Annotated in this window: 19 protein-coding genes and 3 pseudogenes; 15 read left to right on the top strand and 7 right to left on the bottom strand. The window is 43.4% G+C overall.

Translation table 11 applies throughout. The features are described 5' to 3' along the window. The coding region (gene mutS / locus CKQ54_RS21965; protein WP_120349707.1) for a DNA mismatch repair protein MutS at positions 1–1486 on the bottom strand (1486 nt) is incomplete at its 3' end. A gap of 237 nt (positions 1487–1723) precedes the next feature. Between mutS and CKQ54_RS21960 the strand changes: the two are divergent. Next, a pseudogene (locus tag CKQ54_RS21960) lies at positions 1724–2895 on the top strand (tyrosine-type recombinase/integrase). 883 nt (positions 2896–3778) lie between these two features. Here CKQ54_RS21960 and CKQ54_RS21955 read toward each other — a convergent pair. Continuing rightward, positions 3779–4381 (bottom strand): hypothetical protein, encoded by a 603-nt coding sequence (locus tag CKQ54_RS21955; protein WP_120349698.1) that lies wholly within the window; start codon positions 4379–4381, stop codon positions 3779–3781. Between the two features lie 602 nt (positions 4382–4983). Here CKQ54_RS21955 and CKQ54_RS21950 point away from each other — a divergent pair. From CKQ54_RS21950 to CKQ54_RS21930, 5 genes and pseudogenes are all read left to right on the top strand, one after another. Next, a pseudogene (locus CKQ54_RS21950) lies at positions 4984–5769 on the top strand (transposase); the annotation flags it as partial. Between the two features lie 304 nt (positions 5770–6073). Beyond that, positions 6074–6280, top strand: a complete 207-nt coding sequence (locus CKQ54_RS21945) for a hypothetical protein (RefSeq protein ID WP_131063905.1) — start codon at positions 6074–6076, stop codon at positions 6278–6280. Beyond that, positions 6271–6930 carry a hypothetical protein gene (locus CKQ54_RS21940; protein ID WP_120163740.1) on the top strand — a complete coding sequence of 220 codons (660 nt, stop codon included), beginning with the start codon at positions 6271–6273 and terminating at the stop codon, positions 6928–6930. Before CKQ54_RS21945 ends, CKQ54_RS21940 begins: the two co-directional genes overlap by 10 nt. Continuing rightward, positions 6927–8354 carry a retron St85 family RNA-directed DNA polymerase gene (locus CKQ54_RS21935; protein ID WP_120163741.1) on the top strand — a complete coding sequence of 476 codons (1428 nt, stop codon included), beginning with the start codon at positions 6927–6929 and terminating at the stop codon, positions 8352–8354. The genes CKQ54_RS21940 and CKQ54_RS21935 overlap by 4 nt, the downstream gene beginning before the upstream one ends. Before the next feature lie 37 nt (positions 8355–8391). Next, positions 8392–9027 (top strand): hypothetical protein, encoded by a 636-nt coding sequence (locus CKQ54_RS21930; protein ID WP_120163742.1) that lies wholly within the window; start codon positions 8392–8394, stop codon positions 9025–9027. A gap of 78 nt (positions 9028–9105) precedes the next feature. Here CKQ54_RS21930 and CKQ54_RS21925 read toward each other — a convergent pair whose 3' ends face one another. Genes CKQ54_RS21925 through CKQ54_RS21915 form a run of 3 tightly spaced genes read right to left on the bottom strand, consistent with a single transcriptional unit; the run spans position 9106 to position 10374 of the window. Further along, positions 9106–9441, bottom strand: a complete 336-nt coding sequence (locus tag CKQ54_RS21925) for a hypothetical protein (RefSeq protein WP_120163743.1) — start codon at positions 9439–9441, stop codon at positions 9106–9108. Positions 9442–9472: 31 nt separating this feature from the next. Then, positions 9473–9832 (bottom strand): acyl-CoA dehydrogenase, encoded by a 360-nt coding sequence (locus CKQ54_RS21920; protein WP_120163744.1) that lies wholly within the window; start codon positions 9830–9832, stop codon positions 9473–9475. A gap of 14 nt (positions 9833–9846) precedes the next feature. Next, a complete protein-coding gene (locus tag CKQ54_RS21915) occupies positions 9847–10374 on the bottom strand; it encodes a hypothetical protein (protein ID WP_120163745.1) in 528 nt (175 codons plus the stop codon). Positions 10375–10566: 192 nt separating this feature from the next. On the opposite strand from CKQ54_RS21915, the gene CKQ54_RS21910 reads away from it, so the two are divergent. From CKQ54_RS21910 to CKQ54_RS21890, 5 genes are all read left to right on the top strand, one after another. Beyond that, a complete protein-coding gene (locus tag CKQ54_RS21910; protein ID WP_120163775.1) occupies positions 10567–10941 on the top strand; it encodes a helix-turn-helix domain-containing protein in 375 nt (124 codons plus the stop codon). Between the two features lie 268 nt (positions 10942–11209). After that, positions 11210–11602 carry a DUF2787 family protein gene (locus tag CKQ54_RS21905; RefSeq protein WP_120163746.1) on the top strand — a complete coding sequence of 131 codons (393 nt, stop codon included), beginning with the start codon at positions 11210–11212 and terminating at the stop codon, positions 11600–11602. 119 nt (positions 11603–11721) lie between these two features. Next, on the top strand, positions 11722–12183 hold the full coding sequence (locus CKQ54_RS21900; protein ID WP_120163776.1) for a hypothetical protein: 462 nt from the start codon (positions 11722–11724) through the stop codon (positions 12181–12183). A gap of 1 nt (position 12184) precedes the next feature. Continuing rightward, entirely contained in the window at positions 12185–12637 is a 453-nt protein-coding gene (radC, locus tag CKQ54_RS21895; RefSeq protein WP_120163747.1) for a RadC family protein, read from the top strand. A 46-nt stretch (positions 12638–12683) separates the two neighbouring features. Further along, positions 12684–13613, top strand: a complete 930-nt coding sequence (locus CKQ54_RS21890) for a tyrosine-type recombinase/integrase (RefSeq protein ID WP_120163748.1) — start codon at positions 12684–12686, stop codon at positions 13611–13613. Between the two features lie 42 nt (positions 13614–13655). Here CKQ54_RS21890 and CKQ54_RS21885 read toward each other — a convergent pair whose 3' ends face one another. Continuing rightward, positions 13656–14195 carry a hypothetical protein gene (locus CKQ54_RS21885; protein WP_120163749.1) on the bottom strand — a complete coding sequence of 180 codons (540 nt, stop codon included), beginning with the start codon at positions 14193–14195 and terminating at the stop codon, positions 13656–13658. 310 nt (positions 14196–14505) lie between these two features. Between CKQ54_RS21885 and CKQ54_RS21880 the strand changes: the two genes are divergently transcribed. The 3 genes from CKQ54_RS21880 (at position 14506) to CKQ54_RS21870 (ending at position 18080) form a co-directional block, all read left to right on the top strand. Next, positions 14506–14706, top strand: coding sequence for a helix-turn-helix transcriptional regulator (locus tag CKQ54_RS21880; protein WP_120163750.1), 201 nt, complete (start codon positions 14506–14508; stop codon positions 14704–14706). 106 nt (positions 14707–14812) lie between these two features. Next, positions 14813–15916, top strand: coding sequence for a hypothetical protein (locus tag CKQ54_RS21875; RefSeq protein ID WP_120163751.1), 1104 nt, complete (start codon positions 14813–14815; stop codon positions 15914–15916). Positions 15917–16607: 691 nt separating this feature from the next. After that, positions 16608–18080, top strand: a complete 1473-nt coding sequence (locus CKQ54_RS21870) for a hypothetical protein (protein ID WP_120163752.1) — start codon at positions 16608–16610, stop codon at positions 18078–18080. Between the two features lie 229 nt (positions 18081–18309). Here CKQ54_RS21870 and CKQ54_RS21865 read toward each other — a convergent pair whose 3' ends face one another. Next, positions 18310–20199, bottom strand: coding sequence for a DUF262 domain-containing protein (locus CKQ54_RS21865; protein ID WP_120163753.1), 1890 nt, complete (start codon positions 20197–20199; stop codon positions 18310–18312). A gap of 28 nt (positions 20200–20227) precedes the next feature. Here CKQ54_RS21865 and CKQ54_RS25865 point away from each other — a divergent pair. After that, positions 20228–20492: pseudogene (locus CKQ54_RS25865) on the top strand (transposase); the annotation flags it as partial. Between the last annotated feature and the right edge of the window lie 51 nt (positions 20493–20543).

Below are 20543 nucleotides of genomic sequence, written 5' to 3'. Positions count from 1 at the left end.
TCAGCGTCTGGCGACGGACGTAATGAATCGGCACCAGATGGCTCTGACCGCGGCTGACCTGAATGTAATAACCGTGAACGCCGTTGAAACCGACTTTCAGCGTATCCAGCCCCAGCTTTTCACGTTCGCGGATCTCCAGACGATCGAGATAATCCGTCGCACCGTCTGCCAGCGCACGCCATTCATCCAGCTCAGCGTTGTAGCCCGGCGCGATTACGCCACCGTCACGCACCAGAACTGGCGGGCTTTCGATCACGGCGCGTTCAAGCAGTTCCACCAGTTCGGTAAAGTCACCGGTTTGCTCCACCAGCGTTTTCACATGAGCGGCTTCGGTTCCCTGCAAGATCTCGCGGATTTCCGGCAGTTGCTGCATGGCGTGACGCATACGGGCCAGGTCACGCGGACGTGCGCTGCGCAGTGCCAGACGTGCCAGAATACGTTCGAGATCGCCGACCTGACGCAGCACCGGCTGTAAATCGGCGGTGATATCCTGCAACGCACCAATCGCCTGCTGGCGATGCGTCAGCAGTTTGATATCGCGGCTCGGCATGTGGATCCAGCGTTTGAGCATACGGCTGCCCATCGGCGTCACCGCCTGATCAAGCACCGCGGCCAGCGTGTTTTCGACGCCACCGGCCAGATTTTGCGTCAGTTCCAGATTACGGCGGGTGGCCGCATCCATAATAATGCCGTCCTGCTGGCGTTCCATGGTGACACCACGGATATGCGGCAGGGCAGTGCGCTGGGTATCTTTTACATATTGCAGCAGACAACCGGCAGCACGCAGCGCCTGAGCCGCCTGCTCAACGCCAAAGCCGCTTAAATCGCGGGTACCAAATTGCAGATTGAGCTGCTGCTTCGCGGTTTCCAGCTCAAATTCCCACATCGGACGGCGACGCAATCCGCGACGGGAAGAGATAAGCTGCATGGCTTCAAAACTTTCCGGATACAGCAATTCCGCCGGATTGGTACGCTGCAATTCCGCTGCCATGGTTTCCAGATCGTCGGGCTGAGCCACACGGAAACGGCCGGAGCTGATATCCAGCGTCGCATACCCAAATCCACGGCCGTCCTGCCAGATAGCCGCCAGCAGGTTGTCATGGCGCTCGCTCAGCAACGCTTCATCGCTGACGGTGCCGGGCGTGACAATACGCACGACTTTACGCTCAACCGGCCCTTTGCTCAGCGCCGGGTCGCCAATCTGTTCGGCGATCGCGACGGATTCACCGAGCTGCACCAGTTTCGCCAGATAGCCTTCCACCGCATGATAAGGCACGCCCGCCATCGGGATCGGCTCACCGGCAGAAGCACCGCGTTTGGTCAGGGAGATGTCCATCAGCTGCGATGCGCGTTTCGCATCGTCATAAAACAGTTCGTAGAAGTCGCCCATGCGATAGAACAGCAGAACCTCCGGGTTCTCTGCTTTGAGACGCAGATACTGCTGCATCATGGGGGTGTGTGAATCTAAATTCTTATTGTCAATCATAGACATAATTTGTTTATTCCATTGAATTTAAAGTAAATTGATTTTAGTTATTATCATTAAGTATCACGTTGTCTCATAAAAAATCACCAAAACCCGCGTGTAAGTGTAGGTCAAAGTGTAGGTTGTTATGTAGGTTATGGTATAATTGTAATCAATAAACGGACAACCTACACTTGGTAAGAAAGGCTGGATTTTAGCCTAATTAAGTCAAGTGGTTAGCCATAAAATGGATCTTATATGACGGATAAACCAGCAGGCAAACCTTTGTCATCCAAAGCGGTCGAAATGATGAAGCCTGGGGACAAAAACAAAGCCGATACGGGTGAAAACCGGGGCTTGCGTGTGACTTGCGGCGCTTCTGGAATCAAGACCTTTTTTCTACCGCTATACTAGCCCAGTGACCAATAAGCTGTCACAGGTAAAAATTGGATGCTTCCCGCAAACCTCGCTTGCAATGGCCCGTATGAAGTTGCAAGAACTCAAACTGCTCAGAAGTGAAGGGCGCTGTCCGGCGTCTGAACTGAAAGATGAGAAAAAACGATTATTAGAAGAGAGAGTCAAAAACCGAAAAGCGGCAACGTTGGGTGGTTGAGAGATGAAGCGGACAGAAAGCCGAAAGGAGAGGGGGGTTTTAAGCTGTGCTGAGATTACGCCAGGATGGATTTAATTAATGCATTTATCGCAGCCCGCGCACCCGCCGGTAATGTTCTAAGGGAACTTTCACTCGCATATGAGTTTGCAATTGGCCTTGGGCGCTTTGATGACAGTTTTGCGAATCCAGCGTTGTTAGCAAAATCCAGCTTACGACAGACCAGAATCAAGCTCACAAATCGACGTGGAACACGAGTACTGAGTGAGGACGAGCTTGCAAAATTCCTTAAATGGCTTCCGGGTTCGGCTTACACGCCAACGATCAAAAACGTGTTACGTCTGACTCTCTGGACCGGTTGCCGTACCGGTGAAGTCTGCAATATGGCATGGAAGGATGTTGATCTTGAAAAAGGCACCATTCATCTGCGGGAAACCAAGACCGGGTAGAGCGCTACGTTCAATTATCCGAGCAGGCAATCGACTTTCTCAAAAACTACGACTTACCTCTGACAAATATCTGTTTCCTTCGCAAGCCACTAAGAAGCCAATCCAGCAGAAGTATCTAACTGAAAACTCATGGCGTTTACGTGAAAGCGGCCAAATGCTTAATATACCTCATTGGACGCCGCACGATCTGCGTCGTACAGTACGAACGGGGTTATCTCGTTTGCAGTGTCCAAATGAGGTAGCAGAGGCTGTATTGGGGCATACACGTGGTGGTGTTGAAGGGATTTATAATTTGTATAAGTATGATGCTGAGTGCCGGAAGTTGGTTGCAGGTATGGGCGGATTACTTGGAAAGAATAGTGAAAATCTAGTTAAAGAAAGCGCCTTATGAGTACTGAAATTCCATAAGGCGCGACTGAAAACTCGGTTGGTAGCCTTGTTAACAGCTGTGGTGAATTGTTCCTAGCCCATAAATTGTACACACCGAAAGCTGTGTTTGCAAAAAAGCTTGCTTAATGAGCATAAACAATTATCATCTCTAGCGGTAGGAATAAGAGTTCACTACATAATTGCACCGATGGAAACCGAGATAATGTCATATTTAAACTGTGGCTAGCACATAGCAGGTTAGAGGTGGCATTTATATTTCATATAGTTCTAATTGAGCTTTTGATCTAATGACTGATCGTTGCTTATCATAACTAAATGTTTGATGTAGCAAGTGAAGTCCATCTCGCCTAGTTGTAGCAGGTGGTGCTGGCAATGCCCCATCTTGGTGCGTGGTGAATTGTTCCTAGCGGGATATGCAGCGGTTATAGGCAATTCAAGGGTACCCCGTTGCTAGTCATGCTCCTAATAAAAGGAGCTAGTTATGATGTCAATTATTATCGGCATACTTAACCTGATCGCTGCCGTGCTTCAGCTGATTCAGCAGTTCTATTCTTAGTAATAGTTCTGATAGGTGAAGGGACCTTTTAACCAAAGGTCCTGGATCCTAACCTTATACAATCCGAATGTGGAAATCCAAGTTTAAACATTCTTCTAGAGTAACTCTGTGGTTGTGAAATATTATTTCATGCTGTATGAAAATTAATTTCTTAATTACACATTTGTATTTCATATTGGATCAATAATGGTATTATAATAAATAAACTAGGCTTTTAATTAAATAAGCCTAGTTTATATTTGGAATAGGTAGTGTTGATTAAAGTGAATTAGTTATTTTCACAAGCTTCAAAGGCGGGTGATGAATTGTTAAGCATTTTTGAAAGGGTTCGCAGAAGAATATTTTTTAATTACCTCATCGGAGATGGTTGTCAATCTATTTATATTTCCTTTGCATAAACTGAGGGCGATTAAGTCGTTAGTCATGCTTTTTAATAGATTAACGTCGGATAAAAGCCAATATTTATGGCTATTCTCAAAAACATCTAACGATGAGTTTCCTAGGAATAAATTGCTCAAATCGTGATTGTGTCCCTCATTCATTTCAAATAAGATAAAATCGAAGAAGTCAGTTAAATAAGAATATAGTAAATTAATTTGCAGGGTGAAGTAGTAATCTGCAAAATTAATATTGTTATTATATATGTTCGTATACATATAATTTGGCGTAACTATGTCATCCAAATTAAGTGTGTAAGCCTGAAAACAGAAACGACTACCGACATCGCTGCTATTAATGAAGAATGGGTTTATTGTTATTCCTCCATGAGTTATCTTATTTCTTATTTTATTGATCTCTCTGTACCATTTTAAATGGAGGTTATCAAATTCACCAGCATATTTTTTAAACCTTTGTTCAAGATAGTCATATTTATTGATGTTTTTTTCTTTTTTATTTTTAAAAACAAGCATGTCAGCAATTTGATATGATATATCCCATACTGTACTGATTTTAAAATAGCAGTATTCGATTAGGTTAGAACCAATTACACCGGTTTTATCATATTTTTTTTATAAAGTCAGAATCTTTTTGCAATTTATCAATATTAACTACAGAGTAAAAAAGTTTTTTTAAAGTGAGTTGGGAGGTTTTTCATATAAAATTGAATATCATGATTTTCTATTTTATCAGGGGCATACTTATTAAGATAAATTATTAATTTAAACATAGGGTTGTTAATATGTTGCGCTTCAAAATCAAACATGCATAATATCTCCATTGCTTTTTTATCACTTTAATGCTAATGCAGAGAAATGTCAAATCGGTATTTACCGATTGCTTATTGTTTTTTTATAGAGAATTATGATATTTATTATATAATTTCCTTTTAGAGTATTGTTGTTTTTTAGTGATCTTTTCATGATGGTTTTTTAATTAAAATAGCATGCCCTGTATAGGCAATATTATTCAAGAGGGTTATTTTACAAGGCGGTGATGTAAGTATTCTGGAAAATGAACCATTCACTTTTAGAGATCTTTCGACATACTAATTATCTCCCCTGAGAAGATCGCCATGCGTAAGGCCCGATTCACCGAACGCCAGATCATTGCCGTTCTGAAGTCCGTCGAAGCAGGACGCACTGTCAAGGATCTCTGCTGTTAAGCCGGTATCTCTGAAGCCTCGTACTACAACTGGAAAGCAAAATATAGCGGTATGGAAGCCTCTGATATCAAAAAGATTAAAGACCTAGAATATGAAAACCGCAGGCTGAAACATATGTTTGCCGACCAGATCCTCGAGTGCCGGGCACTGGAAGACGTTATTGAAAAAAGCTTTAAAACTTGCGATAAAGCGTGAATACGTCAGCTACGTGACCGCACAGTTTTCGATGAGTATACGCCAGGTATGCAGGACTTTATCGCTGAGCAGGACTGTATTTCGTTACCAGCCGGATGCGCGACGGAATGAGCCGGTGATGTGCGGCAAACGCTTACGGACCTTCAACGTGGTGGACGATTTTGACCGCGCAGCACTGGCGATAGAAATCGACCTGAATATCCTGGCCCAACGGATCGTGAGGGTACTGGGCAGGATAGTGGTAAACCATGGATATTCGTTGAAGATGCGGATGGATAATCTTCCAGAACTTGTGTCTTTGACGCTGGCGAAATAGGCTAAAGACCATGGTGTGCCGCTGGAATTTATTAAGCTAGGTAGGTCAACACAGATTGCGTTTGTCGAACCGTACAATCTTACAACCGGACAGAAATCTTGGGTTTTTACCTATTAAGGACACTGAATGAAGCAAGGGAAATCACTGAACGCTGGCTGATGGAATATAACAACGAGCGGCCTCATTAATCCCTGTATAACTTGACGCCGGAAGAGTACCGGCTGATGGCTGAAAAGGAAAAGTGCGTGGAGCTAAAACGGGTCTATTTGCACCATTTATCTAATGACTATATCGGGTCATATCACCGGATATGTATAATAAATACATTATTTACAATTTGATATCGGGAAATGAAAACTGAGTAACTTATTGAAAGTAAAGGGGTAATTTTCTTGTGGATAGGGTTTGGTACAGTTTGGTACTTTGCTGTATCATATCAGCATCGGTGCCGCGCGGCAGAATATTTACTATATCTGGAACCTTTTAGTTATGGCTAAAGTAAAAAGTAACAGACAGCAAGGGGGCATTACTGCTGGTAAGGTTAATGCAAAAAATATAAATATTGATAATAATAAAACTCAAGTAATGAAAAAAAACAGCTCAACTAATAAAATTATCATTTTTCTTGGGGTTATATCTTCTATAATTACTGTTGGTGTTTTTATTTTTGATGGATTCACCAAATTATGGCAATAAAAGATGAGGTGGCGGTTGAATCAGACTCTCAGAGTGGAGGTATAACAGCTGGTAAAATACATGCTGATGTAATTAATCATAATATTACTAATATTCATTATGGTACGCTGCCCACCGAAATATTATTAGAAGCAGAGGGTATAATTGCGAAAGAAGGGGAGGAACGTGAGTATAAAATTCTTCTTTGTCCATGTTCTGAAAGCGATTTAAATATCTTGAATGTATATAAGGAATTGAAAGGGGAACTTATAAAACAGGGTTTTATTCTCTACGAGAGTTCCCCTGAGTTCTATGAAGACTCATCATACTGGCATTTAGATGAGGCTAATTTTATAGTTAATAAAAATTGTAGTTCAATAATCATCTTTCTCGGAGATAATAAGACTCTTAGCCAGTTGTCATTATTTACTTTTTTGTTAAGTCATAAGGATATGAAATTAAATGAATTGGATATCTGTATAGTTTCAATCGCTGATACTAATGAAAGATATTTCATGGATGGATGCCTTTTATATGCAAATGATAATATACCAAAGAGGTATGATATAAAGTATTTGCAAGACAATGGTGTACAGGAAATAGTGACGTATTTAGTAAGGAAAAGAAGTGTTTATAATAATTCTGGTAGAGGTAAAAGGAAACTAAAATGACACTTTCTATTCGCAGAGATATATTGAGTTGGGCTATTGCAGTTATACAACCTGCCACTATTAGCGATATTTATAATTTTTTGACATCAGTTTTAAAAGATAAAGATGCAATGCCATCTCGTGATGCTATTGTGATTGAAGTTTTAGCATTGATAGAACTTAATGATATAGCTAGGGTTTCCCAAAAGCCAACGCGATATAGCATTACCGCGAAAGGTAATAATCGGTTAAATAAAAGACTAAGGCATTTAAGGGATAGAATGCGATTGTTTTTGCTTAAGAATGCTTATCGTGGTAGTCTTAAACAGCCATCAGCAATTTTCGATGAGGAAACGAATGATGTTTCGTCATTCATACGTAAAGCTGTTGAAATTAAAGATGCACAGCGACCAAACAGCAGTTTGGTCGCCGACCAAACTGCTGTTTGGTCGCTGGTCTCTGAGCAATTTTCTATTGGTCCGAACGAAGTTGCTGATGGCGTCCCTTTGATACCCACATTTTATTCTTTTGATGCTAATTATTTCGATGGTGAACTTCGAAGTGTTGTTGATTTAAGCGAAGCGATCGGAATATCAATTAGACTTATCACATCGATTGTGAAAAATAAGCAGAAGCATTATCGCACCTTTCCAGTTATTAAAAAATCTGGTGGGGAGCGGGTGATTGATGCACCCAGAACCTTTCTGAAGGTTATACAAAGATGGTTGTCAGATTTTTTATTAAATAAATTACCTGTTCACGATTTCTGTTTTTCATATAAGAAAGGTCAGTCAATAAGACACAATGCACAAATTCATGTCGGTAAAAAATTTGTTCTGAATATAGATGTTAAGGATTTTTTTGGATCTATAACTAAAAAAATGATCTTTACTGCTTTAATTGAAAATGGTTTTGAAAATAAACTTGCTAAAATTGTTTCTGAACTCTGCACATATAATGATAGATTACCGCAAGGCGCTCCTAGTAGTCCTATCTTAAGTAATTCAATTCTTTACAAAATGGATTGTTTTTTAACTGAGCAGGGTGTGTTATTTGATTACAATTATTCAAGATATGCTGATGATATAACCATCAGTTCAAATGATCGGCTGACTATGGAACTTGGAAGAGAAACTATATTTAGGTGTCTAAATGAGAGTGGTTTTGATATTAATGACGGGAAAACACGGGTTGCTGCAACTAATTCTCGACAAATAGTAACTGGTTTAGTAGTTAATAAAAAAGTGCAGCCTACTAGGGCGTACAGAAGAAAAGTAAGAGCTATGTTTGATCATGCGAAAAAGAATCCAGGTAGCTTCACGGATAGATATAATGTGTTGACAGGGTGTTTTTATTATTTAGCGAGTTTTGGCTGTATTAGTCACTCGAAAATTAATGAATACGAAAATACACTATCTTTATTAAAAGAGCTTGCTAAGAGATGATTTTTTTCGAGTTTAAATAACAATGGTGAATTGTTTTATGCTAAAACCTAATATCAAAGATATTCATGATTACCTCAATAATAAAAATGGGCTTGTAGTTCATTTCTCTGGGTGCCCTAAAGGGGGCGGCCCTGGTGTCAAACTATATCCAAATGATCTTCTACAAGTGATTAGTAATAATGCTAACGGTGGGGTGTCGTGTTCATTAATTGTTCCTGGTGACTCATACAACAAGAGTTCCGCAATTGGAACAGTTGGTTTAATTATTGATTTTAATAGTGATGGTTTGAAAGCAGTTTCTCCAAGCGATTGTGGTAGCGATGTTATAGATGGTATTCGCCGAGCAGAAGAAAAGGGTATTTCATTGGATGACATTAATAATTCCTTAATATCTCGATTGAATTACAATGAATGGGTGATCGTTCCATCTAAAATATTAGGTGTTTTTGTTTTCACAGTTGAAGATATTATAGTGTGGGGGGATTGTCAGGCTTTGGATGAACATAATGATGTGGCTGATAGCTACCTTTTCAATAAATATATAGATATTCAGCAGGTTAGTCAGGATTTTATCAATGAGGATGTTTTTTCTTTTATTGATGGTTCTATTGCAAAACTGGATCGTGATAGTATGGAATTTGTAAGGGTCGATGGTAATGAGTTTTATAAATAATAAATATGCTTTTCTACTTTTTAATATGTCGTTGGACTCACGCCATGCCAATCACTGGCGTGAGTAGGCTACATGTGATTATAGGCCCGATACATTTATATAGAACTGACCTCTACCTTCATCAGTTTTCTGAATCCGGTAGGTGATTGGCAGTGAGTCTTTCAGATCAGGTTTTGTGAACGTTAAATCAGCCGCACACTGATAAACGTCAAGCTCTGATTGATGGCTTATTGTTCTGACATTTTCAACAGAAATCAGCACATCCTTATCCAGTGTCATGCCCTTCTCGATTGTCTTTTTGGCAATATCTACGACAAGATTTTTTGCATCGTCACTACTACATTTTGGCGTTTTCTCGCCGCAACCAGCCAGCAAACCAGCAGCTATTAATACCAGAAGTATTGCTCTTTTCATCTAGGGTCCCTTCGTTAATTAACGATATTTTTTACTTCTTATTAAATAGACCATCCATTGTGCCTGTCGCGGAAGCACCACAGTAATCTTCGCAACCACGAGTCATAACGCTGGCCTTGCCGTTATTCAGCTCACTAATTACTGCAACACACTGGCTGGTATTGTCATTCCAGACCCAGCGGCGCTTCTGGCTTTCTCCAGCAGCTATTTGCTGTGCTGTCCCCTCCATATTGCATACGCCCGAAGCATCCCCCGTTGAGGCATTAATGTTGAATTCAGCATTGTCCTTTCCCGGATTCAGGGTTAGAACCGCTCCGGGTTTTACGTACTGCTCTGCTGCGACAGGTAACGTTATGGCTGCCATCAATAAGGCCAACAGTTTTCTGTTCATTATTTAATTCCCTGCTAAGTGATACGGATGTTTTTGGTGATTTTCCCCAGTGCCAGCGGTCTGCGTTTTTCCACAAAGAAATAAACGACGTTGAATGCGGACTTGCGATGATTCCCTCGACCAAGAGAGGGCCAGTTGCGGAAAGATTCGATCTGTTCTTCTGAGTAGGGCGTGTCAGAGAAGTCAAACAGCACAAGCAAGGCTTTGCCGTCGTGCTTCATTAATTTCTTTACTTCTGTACTGTTGACGGTTGCGGAGACATTGGAACGTGCCGCAGTTGGTTTACGTACTGCAAACTCAACGGCTACATCATCAATGACAAAATCGATGTAACCGTGCCCGGATACAGTTCCTGGCAGTTTGCTTTTTACTTCTGGTGATACGTTATCTGCAAACCAACCCAGCAAATAGCAACGTACCAGAGGCAGTAATTCCCGCTCGCTACATTCGTTCAGACGCAGTGTTTTGACAAATTCTCGACGATAAAGAGAGCTGAACAAGTACTCAATGCAATCTGTTATCTCAGTAATGGTGGTTGCCACAATGCTCTCCTTTTTGTCCACCTTTGTGCTGCTTCTCAACTGAGTGGGCTTCCAACCAAGCTTAGTTGAACGGTAGCAGTTATTTTTTTGTCTATAAATGACTTAATGGTTAATTTTATGTCCATTAGTGATGTTCATGCAAGAGTAAAAAAGCCCCAGAATTCCTTTTATGGACGTTCTGGAGATAAAATGATGGTTAAACTGATGGCAGATTCAGCTGATAAGCTGGTAGGGCAGCGTATTCAGACCAGACGTAAAGAAGCAGGGCTAACTGCTGCCGATCTTGCAGAGACGATCGATATCTCTCAACAACAGCTTTCCCGCTATGAACGCGGAACAAATAAGATTAATATTGCTCACTTAGTCAAAATCGCCGTTGCTTTAAAAACTCCAATAAGTTGGTTCTTTATTGATTGTATGGAGGATTTAAATGTTTCTGATATCCCGATTAACTATGCCACTGGGCTTGACGTTGAATTAAAACAGCGTCTCGAGCAAGTCTGGAATAAACTAGATAACCCTAAGAGGAAAAGCTTAATTATGTTTTTAGATGCGTTTATAAAATAACAACCAAATTGGTTTCTGAGTGAAACTATTTGCATTAAAAGCATGCACCTGGTAAAATAACATTGCTGGATAGTGTCATATTGTCCAGTAGCTGATACAAACTGATTGCCAACTTAGCATTTCATTTTATTATCCCATCCTGATGGGAGGACGTCTATCGTCTAAAGAGTTAGTATGGGCAATGGTCAATTATTGGTTTTTATCATCAATTCAAATGCATATTTACCGGAATAAAACGATGAGCGTTATCCGTCAGGAAGGGCTAGCTATGCCCGTCGATCAGGAATTAATCAATATCATATTAAATGGAGTGGGAAATCCACCGCCGCATAAAGCCAAAATTACAGCCGTCAGTCTGTTATTTAAAGACCTGAGTTACAGCGCGAAAAAGGGCGGCTACCATCCTGTCGAAATACGGCTTATTTCTCGCAATGACGAATGGTATTTTGATTACATCACCGACTTCAGTTATATGGGGGTTGTATACCCCGAACTGGAAAAGGAAATTGATATCAGCTGGAGTCAGCAATATGTCTTTCTTGCTTATGTTGGTGACCTGCCTGTTAACGCCGGAAGGGAGCTGTTTAAACTCTGGCAATCCAACTTTATTCAGTATCACGCCATGAACGTCTACACCATTACCGTCCTGTGGGAAAGCTAATCCCTCTGCACTAACTATCACTACTTTATGGGGAATTATCTGTGACTGATAACAGAGGTATACGTGCGTCTCAACAGGGCGAACTGGACTGTCTTTGCGGTGCTTATTGCATGGTTAACATGCTGAGCTGGCTGTTTGACGGCAGGGTGAAACGACGCCCGTTAATGAACCGGCTTATTCAGACTTATCAGCAACGCTGGCCTTTGCATGAATGGCTGACTGAAGGGATCGAAGAAAACCGTTTAGACTGGCTGATGGCGCAGGTGTTGCAGAAAGGACATTACAGCCGCCAGTTCCCGGTTGAAATCACCAAACCCTTTGCAGGGAAGCGAGGGTTATCAGACGGGCGACTTTTCAGGGAAATGCAGCGGTTTCTTGACGTCACTGACTATTCCCGCTTGATTATGCTCAGCGACCAGTTTCACTGGTCTCTTCTGGTCAAAATAGATGAAGAAACGCTCTGCTTCTTCGACAGTAACGGGCGAACCACCATGCCCCGTAAAGCTTTCTCCCTGCGTACTGGCGTAACCCGCCGCCAGCTGTTTCCAGACGCCATTTACTTCATTGAACGGGAGTTCTGACGTGACCATGTTTACTCAGCGTGAAACCCGTATCCTCGACCAGGCGCGTGACATTATCAATAGATACTACCAGCGTGGGGCTCAACTATGTTCCCCTGATGATGTACGGCGGTGTGTGATGGTTGAGCTGGCACCGCTTGAACATGAAGAGTTTGGCATCATCCTGCTCGATAATAAGAATCAGCTGCTGCACAAGGAAATTCTGTTCAGGGGTACGTTAAACTCGGTCAGCGTTCACCCCCGTGAAGTTATCAAACGCGTACTGAAACATAACGCCGCCGCAGTCATCCTTGTCCACAACCACCCCAGCGGCGAGCCTGAACCCAGCCGTTGCGATATCAAGTTGACCAAAAAGCTTCAGGAGCTGCTGGAAATGCTGGATGTCCGGTTGCTTGACCACTTTATCGTGGCGGGAACTGAAACGGTGTCAATGGCTGAACGGGGACTGGTGTGATGCTGAAAGTTACCTGGTTTAATGTACGTTATTGCGGGTTACGTTCATGAGCAGGACAGCGTTATGTCAGGTCGTGCCTATGGTGCAAACAACCGTGTTTGATGCGTATATTGGCGGTCTGGCTCCTTCGGGGCGAAGAGGTATCATCAGCCTGTTAAACCGTAGCGCCAGCATACTTAAACGCGGTGTTGATGCAGCAGACTATCCGTGGGAACAACTCAACTACGCCGCCGTCGCTAAAGTACGTGCGGCATTATTGGATGACGGTTACGCCGTGTCGTCGGTCAACATGGCGCTGTCAGCGCTCCGGGGCGTGGCACAGACGGCCTTTAATCTCAATTGTATGAATGCCGAAACGCTGGCCCGTATCAGGTCTGTTAAGCGCGTGAGCGGCGATATCCAGCGTAAGGGAAGGGCGTTAGACAGGCAGGAAATCCAGGCGCTGATTCAGGCCGCTAAACAGCATCCGCAGCATGTACGGCGCTACCGTGATGTCGCTATTGTGCTGACACTCTGCGGAACGGGCCTGCGGGCCGGTGAACTGCTTAAACTTGAGCGCCGGGACTATGACAATGGTGTTCTCACGGTCAGTCAGGGGAAGGGGCGAAAATACCGTGAAATTCATGTGGCGGATGCGGTGGACAAGGCCATACGCATATGGCTGAAAGTCAGCGCAAACGAAGCTGAAAACGCACTGTTCAGCCGTATTCAGCGCAACGGTAAGGTCACCACCCAGCCGCTGACAACAACCGGGTTAATGGGTATCCTGGAGCAGTTGCAACAAACGTCAGGCATTGTCCGTTTTACCCCACATGATATGCGGCGCACCTTCATTACCCGTTTACTGGAGCAGGGCGTAGATATCAACACCGTCCGCCAGCTGGCAGGCCACAGCGACATATCCACCACGACGCGCTATGACTATCGTGATGGTGGCATGAAAGCCAAAGCATCGCAGCGATTGCGGTGCTGGTAAAATGATGGCGTTTATCGGTGATTGGGCCTGAATATATTGAACCTACTTAGCGTTTCTTTTAGTGTTTTTCTCATTTGATTCAATTATTTTTATAACAAGAGCTGTGTCGGAAAACGTTTCAATATCGTCTTTTTTCCACTTTCCTGATTCAACAACTATTTTACCGCTTTTATCATCAAAATACGGTATGCGGGTGCCAGCCTTGTTGAGCTGTCTGGCTATTACATCAGCAGGCTTTCCTTGAAAGTTAGCCTGCCATATCTTGTTATAAGTATTGTATGCCAACTCAGAGTTTTCATGTTCGTAAGCCAAGAGATTATCTATGTAGTACTGGTTAACCAGTTCAGCTATGACCGAGCTTCGTTTCTCTGCGGCATTGTGTTCCTTACGACTTATCGCTGTTTTTTTAGCAATCATCTCCAGTCGCGCTTTGGTCTCTTCCAGCATATGGATGGGTACAATCTTTCCAAACTTTTTTGCTACTAATTCCCTTCTTTTTTTCTGCCTCATTTTGTCGAGGTTCTTTTCCCTTTCTTTTTTCTCCTGCGCTGGTTGCTGCGAAATCATATCGTCATTTGGCATGAGTACATCTCCTGAAATTGAACAAGGATCTTACGAGCTAAATATTCCCAGCTGATTCCATGATTATCACGGTCTACTGGTATCACAATCGGTGTTTTGCATAAGTGATTACTGCAAACACTTCTCCTGGGTAGCAACATCGTGATTATCACGAGAAATAGAATCATCCCATGATAATCACGATTCTTCAATACACAAAAACGACCTTAATTCGTGATTATCACGAAAAAAAGTCTGGTTTGTACGAAAAAATACGGTTTTTGTGGTTGTAAATAGCAGCGCTCCTGAAACAGCTCAAAGGAGCAAAAGCATGAACACCAACCGTATTCTCCGCAAAAAAGAAGTTCTTCATTTAACCGGAATTTCGTCAGCCACGCTCTATAGGCTTATCGAAAAAGGAGATTTTAAGGCAGGGAAAAAATTGACCGGCGATGGTGGACGCGCAGTGGGCTGGGGACTCAATGACGTACTGGAGTGGATTCAGTCACGCGGTATCAACGCGCAAGTCTAAGCGCATGTGTAACCCTCACATAGCCCCCAACGAACCCTATAGAGGGCATAGCAATATCAATGGTACTTCCTCTTGTTGGTGGGCTACTGGCCACCGGGAAAAGATTATGATGAAAACATTTAATAGAGAACGTGTTGATTCACTGGGATACGCCGTATCACTGGAATGCAGTAACGTAGGACAGCAATGTTATGGACATTTCGACAAGATTGCCTGGGTAACTGACCTGTTCGACAAGCATGAAAATCAGGTGATGGTAGATCGCTTATTTCAGCTTGAATCAGACGATACTTATCAGGTCAGGTTTCGCCCCGCAGGCAAGGATGAGTGCGATAGTCTCTACCGCTGGGTAATTGAAATCCGTCTAGCAAACAAGTCTAAACATCACCCAGTTCTACTGATGATCTACTTTGGACCAACAAACAAGAAACGCGGTGCCGTGCGAATGGAATTAAGCCCCCAACACTATCTAGCTGAACAGATAAGCGACTTATTCATTTGGTTGGGGCGCAAAAGCCGTATTGGTAAATATCTGTACCAGGGGTTGCGTAACTCATGGGTCACGACCATCCATTACGCGCTGGATGTGATGGGGATGAAGCTGCATGACTTTCTGATTGGTCTTGCCAAAGTTCATGATGGTGATTTCAATGATCCTTATGGCAAGCAGGAGGGTATGCGGCTAGGGGCTACCACCGTCGTAGCTTCGATATACGAAAAAGTGAACGCCCCTGAGTTAAGCCTTGAAGAACGTCGGGCAACAGCTCAGCTAACACTGGATGAAAGCCAGCATGAGTGTTTTTTACGTCTGGAGCTGCGTCTGTCTCCAGGTAAGCAGAAACTGATGCTGAGTAACCTGTCGCAAATGGAGAATTTGGTGTCACGTTTGGCATTCTATGACCGTAAGCTAATCAGGGATCGCAAGCTGGATCCAGACTTTGCCAAACGGTTGAAACGTATGACTGTCCCCCGTGCTCGTAAAACGTTCCGTCCGGCCAGTGAGTTGAATGGCAGGGCTGTTAGTCCGAGCAAAGAGGCAGCTAAAAAACGAGTAGATAAGGTGATGAAAAGGTATCTGGTGGACTTGTTTGATGCAGAGGCTATCTGGCATAAACTTCCACTGGTTGTCGAGAAGCTGGGTATTTTGGGACAGCCGCAGTATTGGCAACCTGACATCCGTAAAAAATGGCTTAAATCTCGCGGGAAATAAGCGCCATGGCGTTGCGGCAGGGATGCTGCATCCTCATCTGTGAGTTGTTCAACGGCAAGCCTAAAAAGGTCAGGAGAAAATTAAATCTGGGAAATGACCGTCTTTTGACCGTCCAACGTTGTCGGATTTTGCTGTGGCTAACCGTCCAACGTTGTCGGATTTTGCTGTGGCTAACCGGCTAACTACAGGTACGGTTTAACCTGAAATCAGCACCTCGTACAATGGTAGGGCAAAATCGGCGATGGCTTTCCCTGATTCTGACATTGGTAAGTAGCTGCGTTTTTTATCAAAGTTGAGGTTTCAAAAGAAATTAAATTCAGAAAATAACATGTGGCTACAACCGCTGTTGAATATTACCGGGAGAGAGTTACACCGCTTAATAACCGGTAAAGTTTTACGTATCCGCTAATCCCATTCTGGCTAAGCTGATATTTATTCGCTACTTGCCTCTACAGGGTATATACACGTGTCTATTATGCTCTGTATACACTCTATCTCTATATTATGGTATATGTGTCATTACATACTATAGCCATTATCCAGTATCAGCTATCATGAGGCTCCAGCCTCCAATATATCATCTGATAATAACCATCTGAGCCTTGTTGGGTTCACGTAAGGTTTTGAGTAATTCAGTTGTAAATAAATGGGGTCAGAGCATGGTGCTTTGATTTTTATATACAGGTGAATTATGAAGCCATACATTACGCACGACAATATTCTTGTGACAAATTCAACGTTGGATTATTTCAAGAAAGTTGTTTTCAGTGTTCCTTATAATGGTGCGCCAAGCTTAAAGCGTCCATTTTATCGTAATATTGCAGTGTTTCTCCAGCATGTTATATGTGTTGCTACCTGTAGCCGTAAAAACAGGAGAAAAGCAAAGATTAAGGCAAATAATAAATGGTCTTATTCTGTGCCAGTACCATTTGAGCTGGGTAGGGAGAAACTTCCCGGTGTATTTAAGAAAAGTGGGCCGACCCATGAGCGTGCAATGGAGGCGCTGGCAGGTGTGGGAATCATTAAACTAACCGGGTATTCCAATGCTAAAAGTTCATGCCGGGAGTACGCTGTTTCTCAACGTTTTTTGCGTAAGTTGTTTGGCAACGACCGCGAGGCATACCTTAGCCGTAAGGATCGCTACCATTATCTGACTGACATTTTCACCAAGTGTAAAAGTTACTCATTAGATGAACTGATTGGGATTGCCATTGAACGCGGTCAGCATGCTAAACATAAACAGTCTAAACGCGATATCCCAAACGTTGCCTTCAGGGAGCGCGTAGTCGATGTATGGAACAGCCTTGAACCGCTAGAAATCAATCTGGAGGCACTGCTGGATTACTATAACGAGAATCCCACCAAGAAGAACAAAATATTCATTTTCAACTTCCTGTCGCGACTGGCTGAAACAGGTGTGGATCTTGTGAAGGAGTCACCGTTAACGGTTTCTTACAGGCAGTCGTATAAGACTGCGTACATTGGTGGGCGATCCTTTGAGATTGGCACTGGCTTTCAAAGTCTGCCTTCTGGCATGAAGTGGGCGTGTCTGGCACGTGGTGCTAATTATGACATTAAGGGATGTCAGCTCGAGATACTACGACATGAGCTGTTGAGTATTGGCATTTCGGCCGAGTCTCTGAAAGTGCTGGAAACTCAATATATCTGCCGAGTATTGCGTGTCGCTGAGGAGCTGGTGAAGCAATTCAGGTTTTCCAGCGTATTCAATGCCGGGTTCGTTTCATTATCGCTAAAGTCCAGTACCCGACGCCTGTTGAACCGTGGGCTAGGTAAGGCAGAAGCTAAACGAGTGCTGAAACGATGGAAACGCCTTCTGAAAACTTTACGGCTAGATCTGGCTTTACTGCTAGATCATTACGAAAGTACAGCGAAAACCAACCGTTACGGTAAATGTGTTACCAATGCAGTAGGGCAACCCTTCAACATTACTTATAAAGATCTGAAGAAGGGTAAACGTTGGAAGTCAGATGTCATGCGCCGGAAGTTGTTATCGCACATGTTACAGGGGCTGGAAAGTCAGGCTGTGTACGATTATGTTGCCACCCATAAGGGTGTTTGCGCATTGGAGCACGATGGGTTTGTTTCATATGAAGAGGTTACTGACTGGTCCCATCCATACCTTTTAATTGAGAAAAAACATTAAGGGAGCTACTCAGTAAAACTCTGGCTCTTAGATGATGTGCGTAGCTATGAGATAAGGCCAGTCGACGATGATTGAGGGGTAAACGTCAATATTCACTGGCAAAGAGCTAAATCCAGTCCAACTTTAAAACAGTGTTGCCAACTGAAATGAGGGCATTCAACTCGCATAGTTGAATGTCGGTTCTTGACAGTAAGAGCCGACATAGAGTTACGTAGGACGAAAATGATGATTAATCGACTTTCGACCACACCCTCATTGCAGCATTTCCCAACAACTCACCCCGGGAAAAGATCTTATCCTCATCCCATTTATCCAGAATTATCAATGGTATGTTCAAGCGTAGGCTAGTATGGGTAATAAGACCATCCCGTTTCTTAAGAAATGCAGAGTGTTGGACCGAACGATTTACGCTGAGGTTAAGCAAGGTCAGATTTCCCAGTGTAGCGATCGCTTGTTGCCGCTTCCAGACAAGCAGTTGCTCGTGTGTTAGCTCTGCACCGGCCAAAACAATCTGATTCACCGCAGTAGCGTCTGAATCTGTCACGGTATGTCCGTCTTCAAGAGGCCAATGCAGAAACCAGTTTTGAGGCATTAGATGATCAATATCGAGACTGGAGAGATTTGGAACCACCGGCTCCTCAGTCTTCACCTGACGGCGAAGTTCTCCCTCAAGTTCGGTCAGCATTGAGCGAATCTTCTGTGCATCGAGCCTGCCTGGGTAAAGTCGTGCAGTAGTACAGGCATTAAGAAACTCTGAGTCAGTGGGCCAACGTGCGGCTTCACCATTAAGGCTATTAAGGGTGCTGCGCAACTCAGCACTGGAAATGCTGGTTTTAGCCAAATGACGCAAAACATTCATAAACACGTTGTTATAGTTCTTTGGAGTCAGGCCACACACCGCTCTTCTCACTACAAACGAGACAAGATCGTTGTACATGGCGGCTTTTTCAGTATCAGGAATGCTAGCGACTGAGATGAGTAACGCAAGAGGATAAATCGTGGTCATGTCATAGGCGGCGATGCGACGACCAAAGCATGCAATAGGAGTTGTGCCCACTCCACCAATCAGTTCTTTATATTGCAAAGCATATCGATTGAGAAGTTCGACCTGCTGATCAGCTCGGCGTGATGACGATTCCTTGCCTACATAGTCACGATACTCATTGTAAAGGCGAGACAGGTCTACTTCACGTTGCTTTTCTGCTTGTAGCGTGGAGTGAATTAGCCACTCTAAACGAGGTTTGTTGATGCGACCACGGCGTTGTTTTTCTGTCCAGTACGGGTTTTCGAACGGTTTCCAATCATTTTCATACAATGCAGCGGCATCAACATTATCATGCTCTGCACGCATAAAAATATAGTTACGGATAAGATCCGTCGCATGAAGCTCAGCCCCACGGCCATTCAATGTCTCAAAAATGATTTGAGCGTCATCCTCTGCCTCAAGAGATATACTGACCAGTTTCAGGTCTGTTAGGACAGCTTCAATCAGCGCGATAGCATTTTCTTGTAAGGAGTGACCTTCCGCGCTAATCCATTTAATAAAGGCATGACTAAAGAACCATAACGCCTCCAGTGAAGGAGGATGGTTAAAATGCTTACGCAGTGTGCCATGTAACGTGAAGCTATCAGGGAATACCTTGCGGAGATCATCAACATGGTCAACGTTAAGGCTTTGAATAAAATGAGATTGATCACGAAATGTCGGCCATAACTTAAAGCGTTCAACCTCTTTATTTCGCATTGTTGCTTCGTTTGTATTTTTCAGACACGGCAATACAAGCATTTCTAAATCGGAAAGATCAATTGCACGAAGAGCCAGTCGGATAGACGCAAGAATGTATTGAAGGGTAGTTAATCGTTGCTGACCATCAATGATATGCAGGGTATCAACACCCAGCAAACCGCTCTTAGTTTGTGGTTCAAGTACCACTGCACCAAGGAAATGGGGGGTTGGTTTTATACCTGATAAACGGGCCTGTGCTTTTTCGGTGATATCCTCCAGTAAGGCGGACCACTGATTTCGTTGTGTCCATACGTATGCACGTTGGTAGAAGGGAACGCAGTATTGGCGGCGATCCTGAAAGATTTGCTGGACATTTAGCGTCTCGGATTTCATGGTTTACCTATATCTTGAATAGTACAAAATTGAATCGGTTAAATTGGTTGTTGACCACGACTCTAACATTTCAGATGTTGCCATTCGCCTTGATATCACAACGCACAGTCTTTATGCCTGGAGGTAAAGTTCGGCGCTGATTCTTCTGCTAACAAAGTCCGTTCAGACGCCCTACAAGAGAGCTTAGGGCTTCAGGAGGAGTTGAGCGGGTTAGGGACAAACGGGACATATTAAAAAAGCTGCGGCGTACTTCGCGAAACTATCCTACAGACGAACGCCTTTATCCATCGCAATAAACGTGTAGGGATGTACGGCGGCTCTGTAGGGGAGTAGGGGCTGGATGC

Origin of the sequence: Rahnella variigena, from assembly GCF_003610915.1 — a bacterium.
In the GTDB taxonomy this organism is placed as follows: domain Bacteria; phylum Pseudomonadota; class Gammaproteobacteria; order Enterobacterales; family Enterobacteriaceae; genus Rahnella; species Rahnella variigena.
The sequence above is the reverse complement of the archived record's forward strand: the minus strand, read 5'-3'. Positions and strand labels throughout refer to the sequence as shown.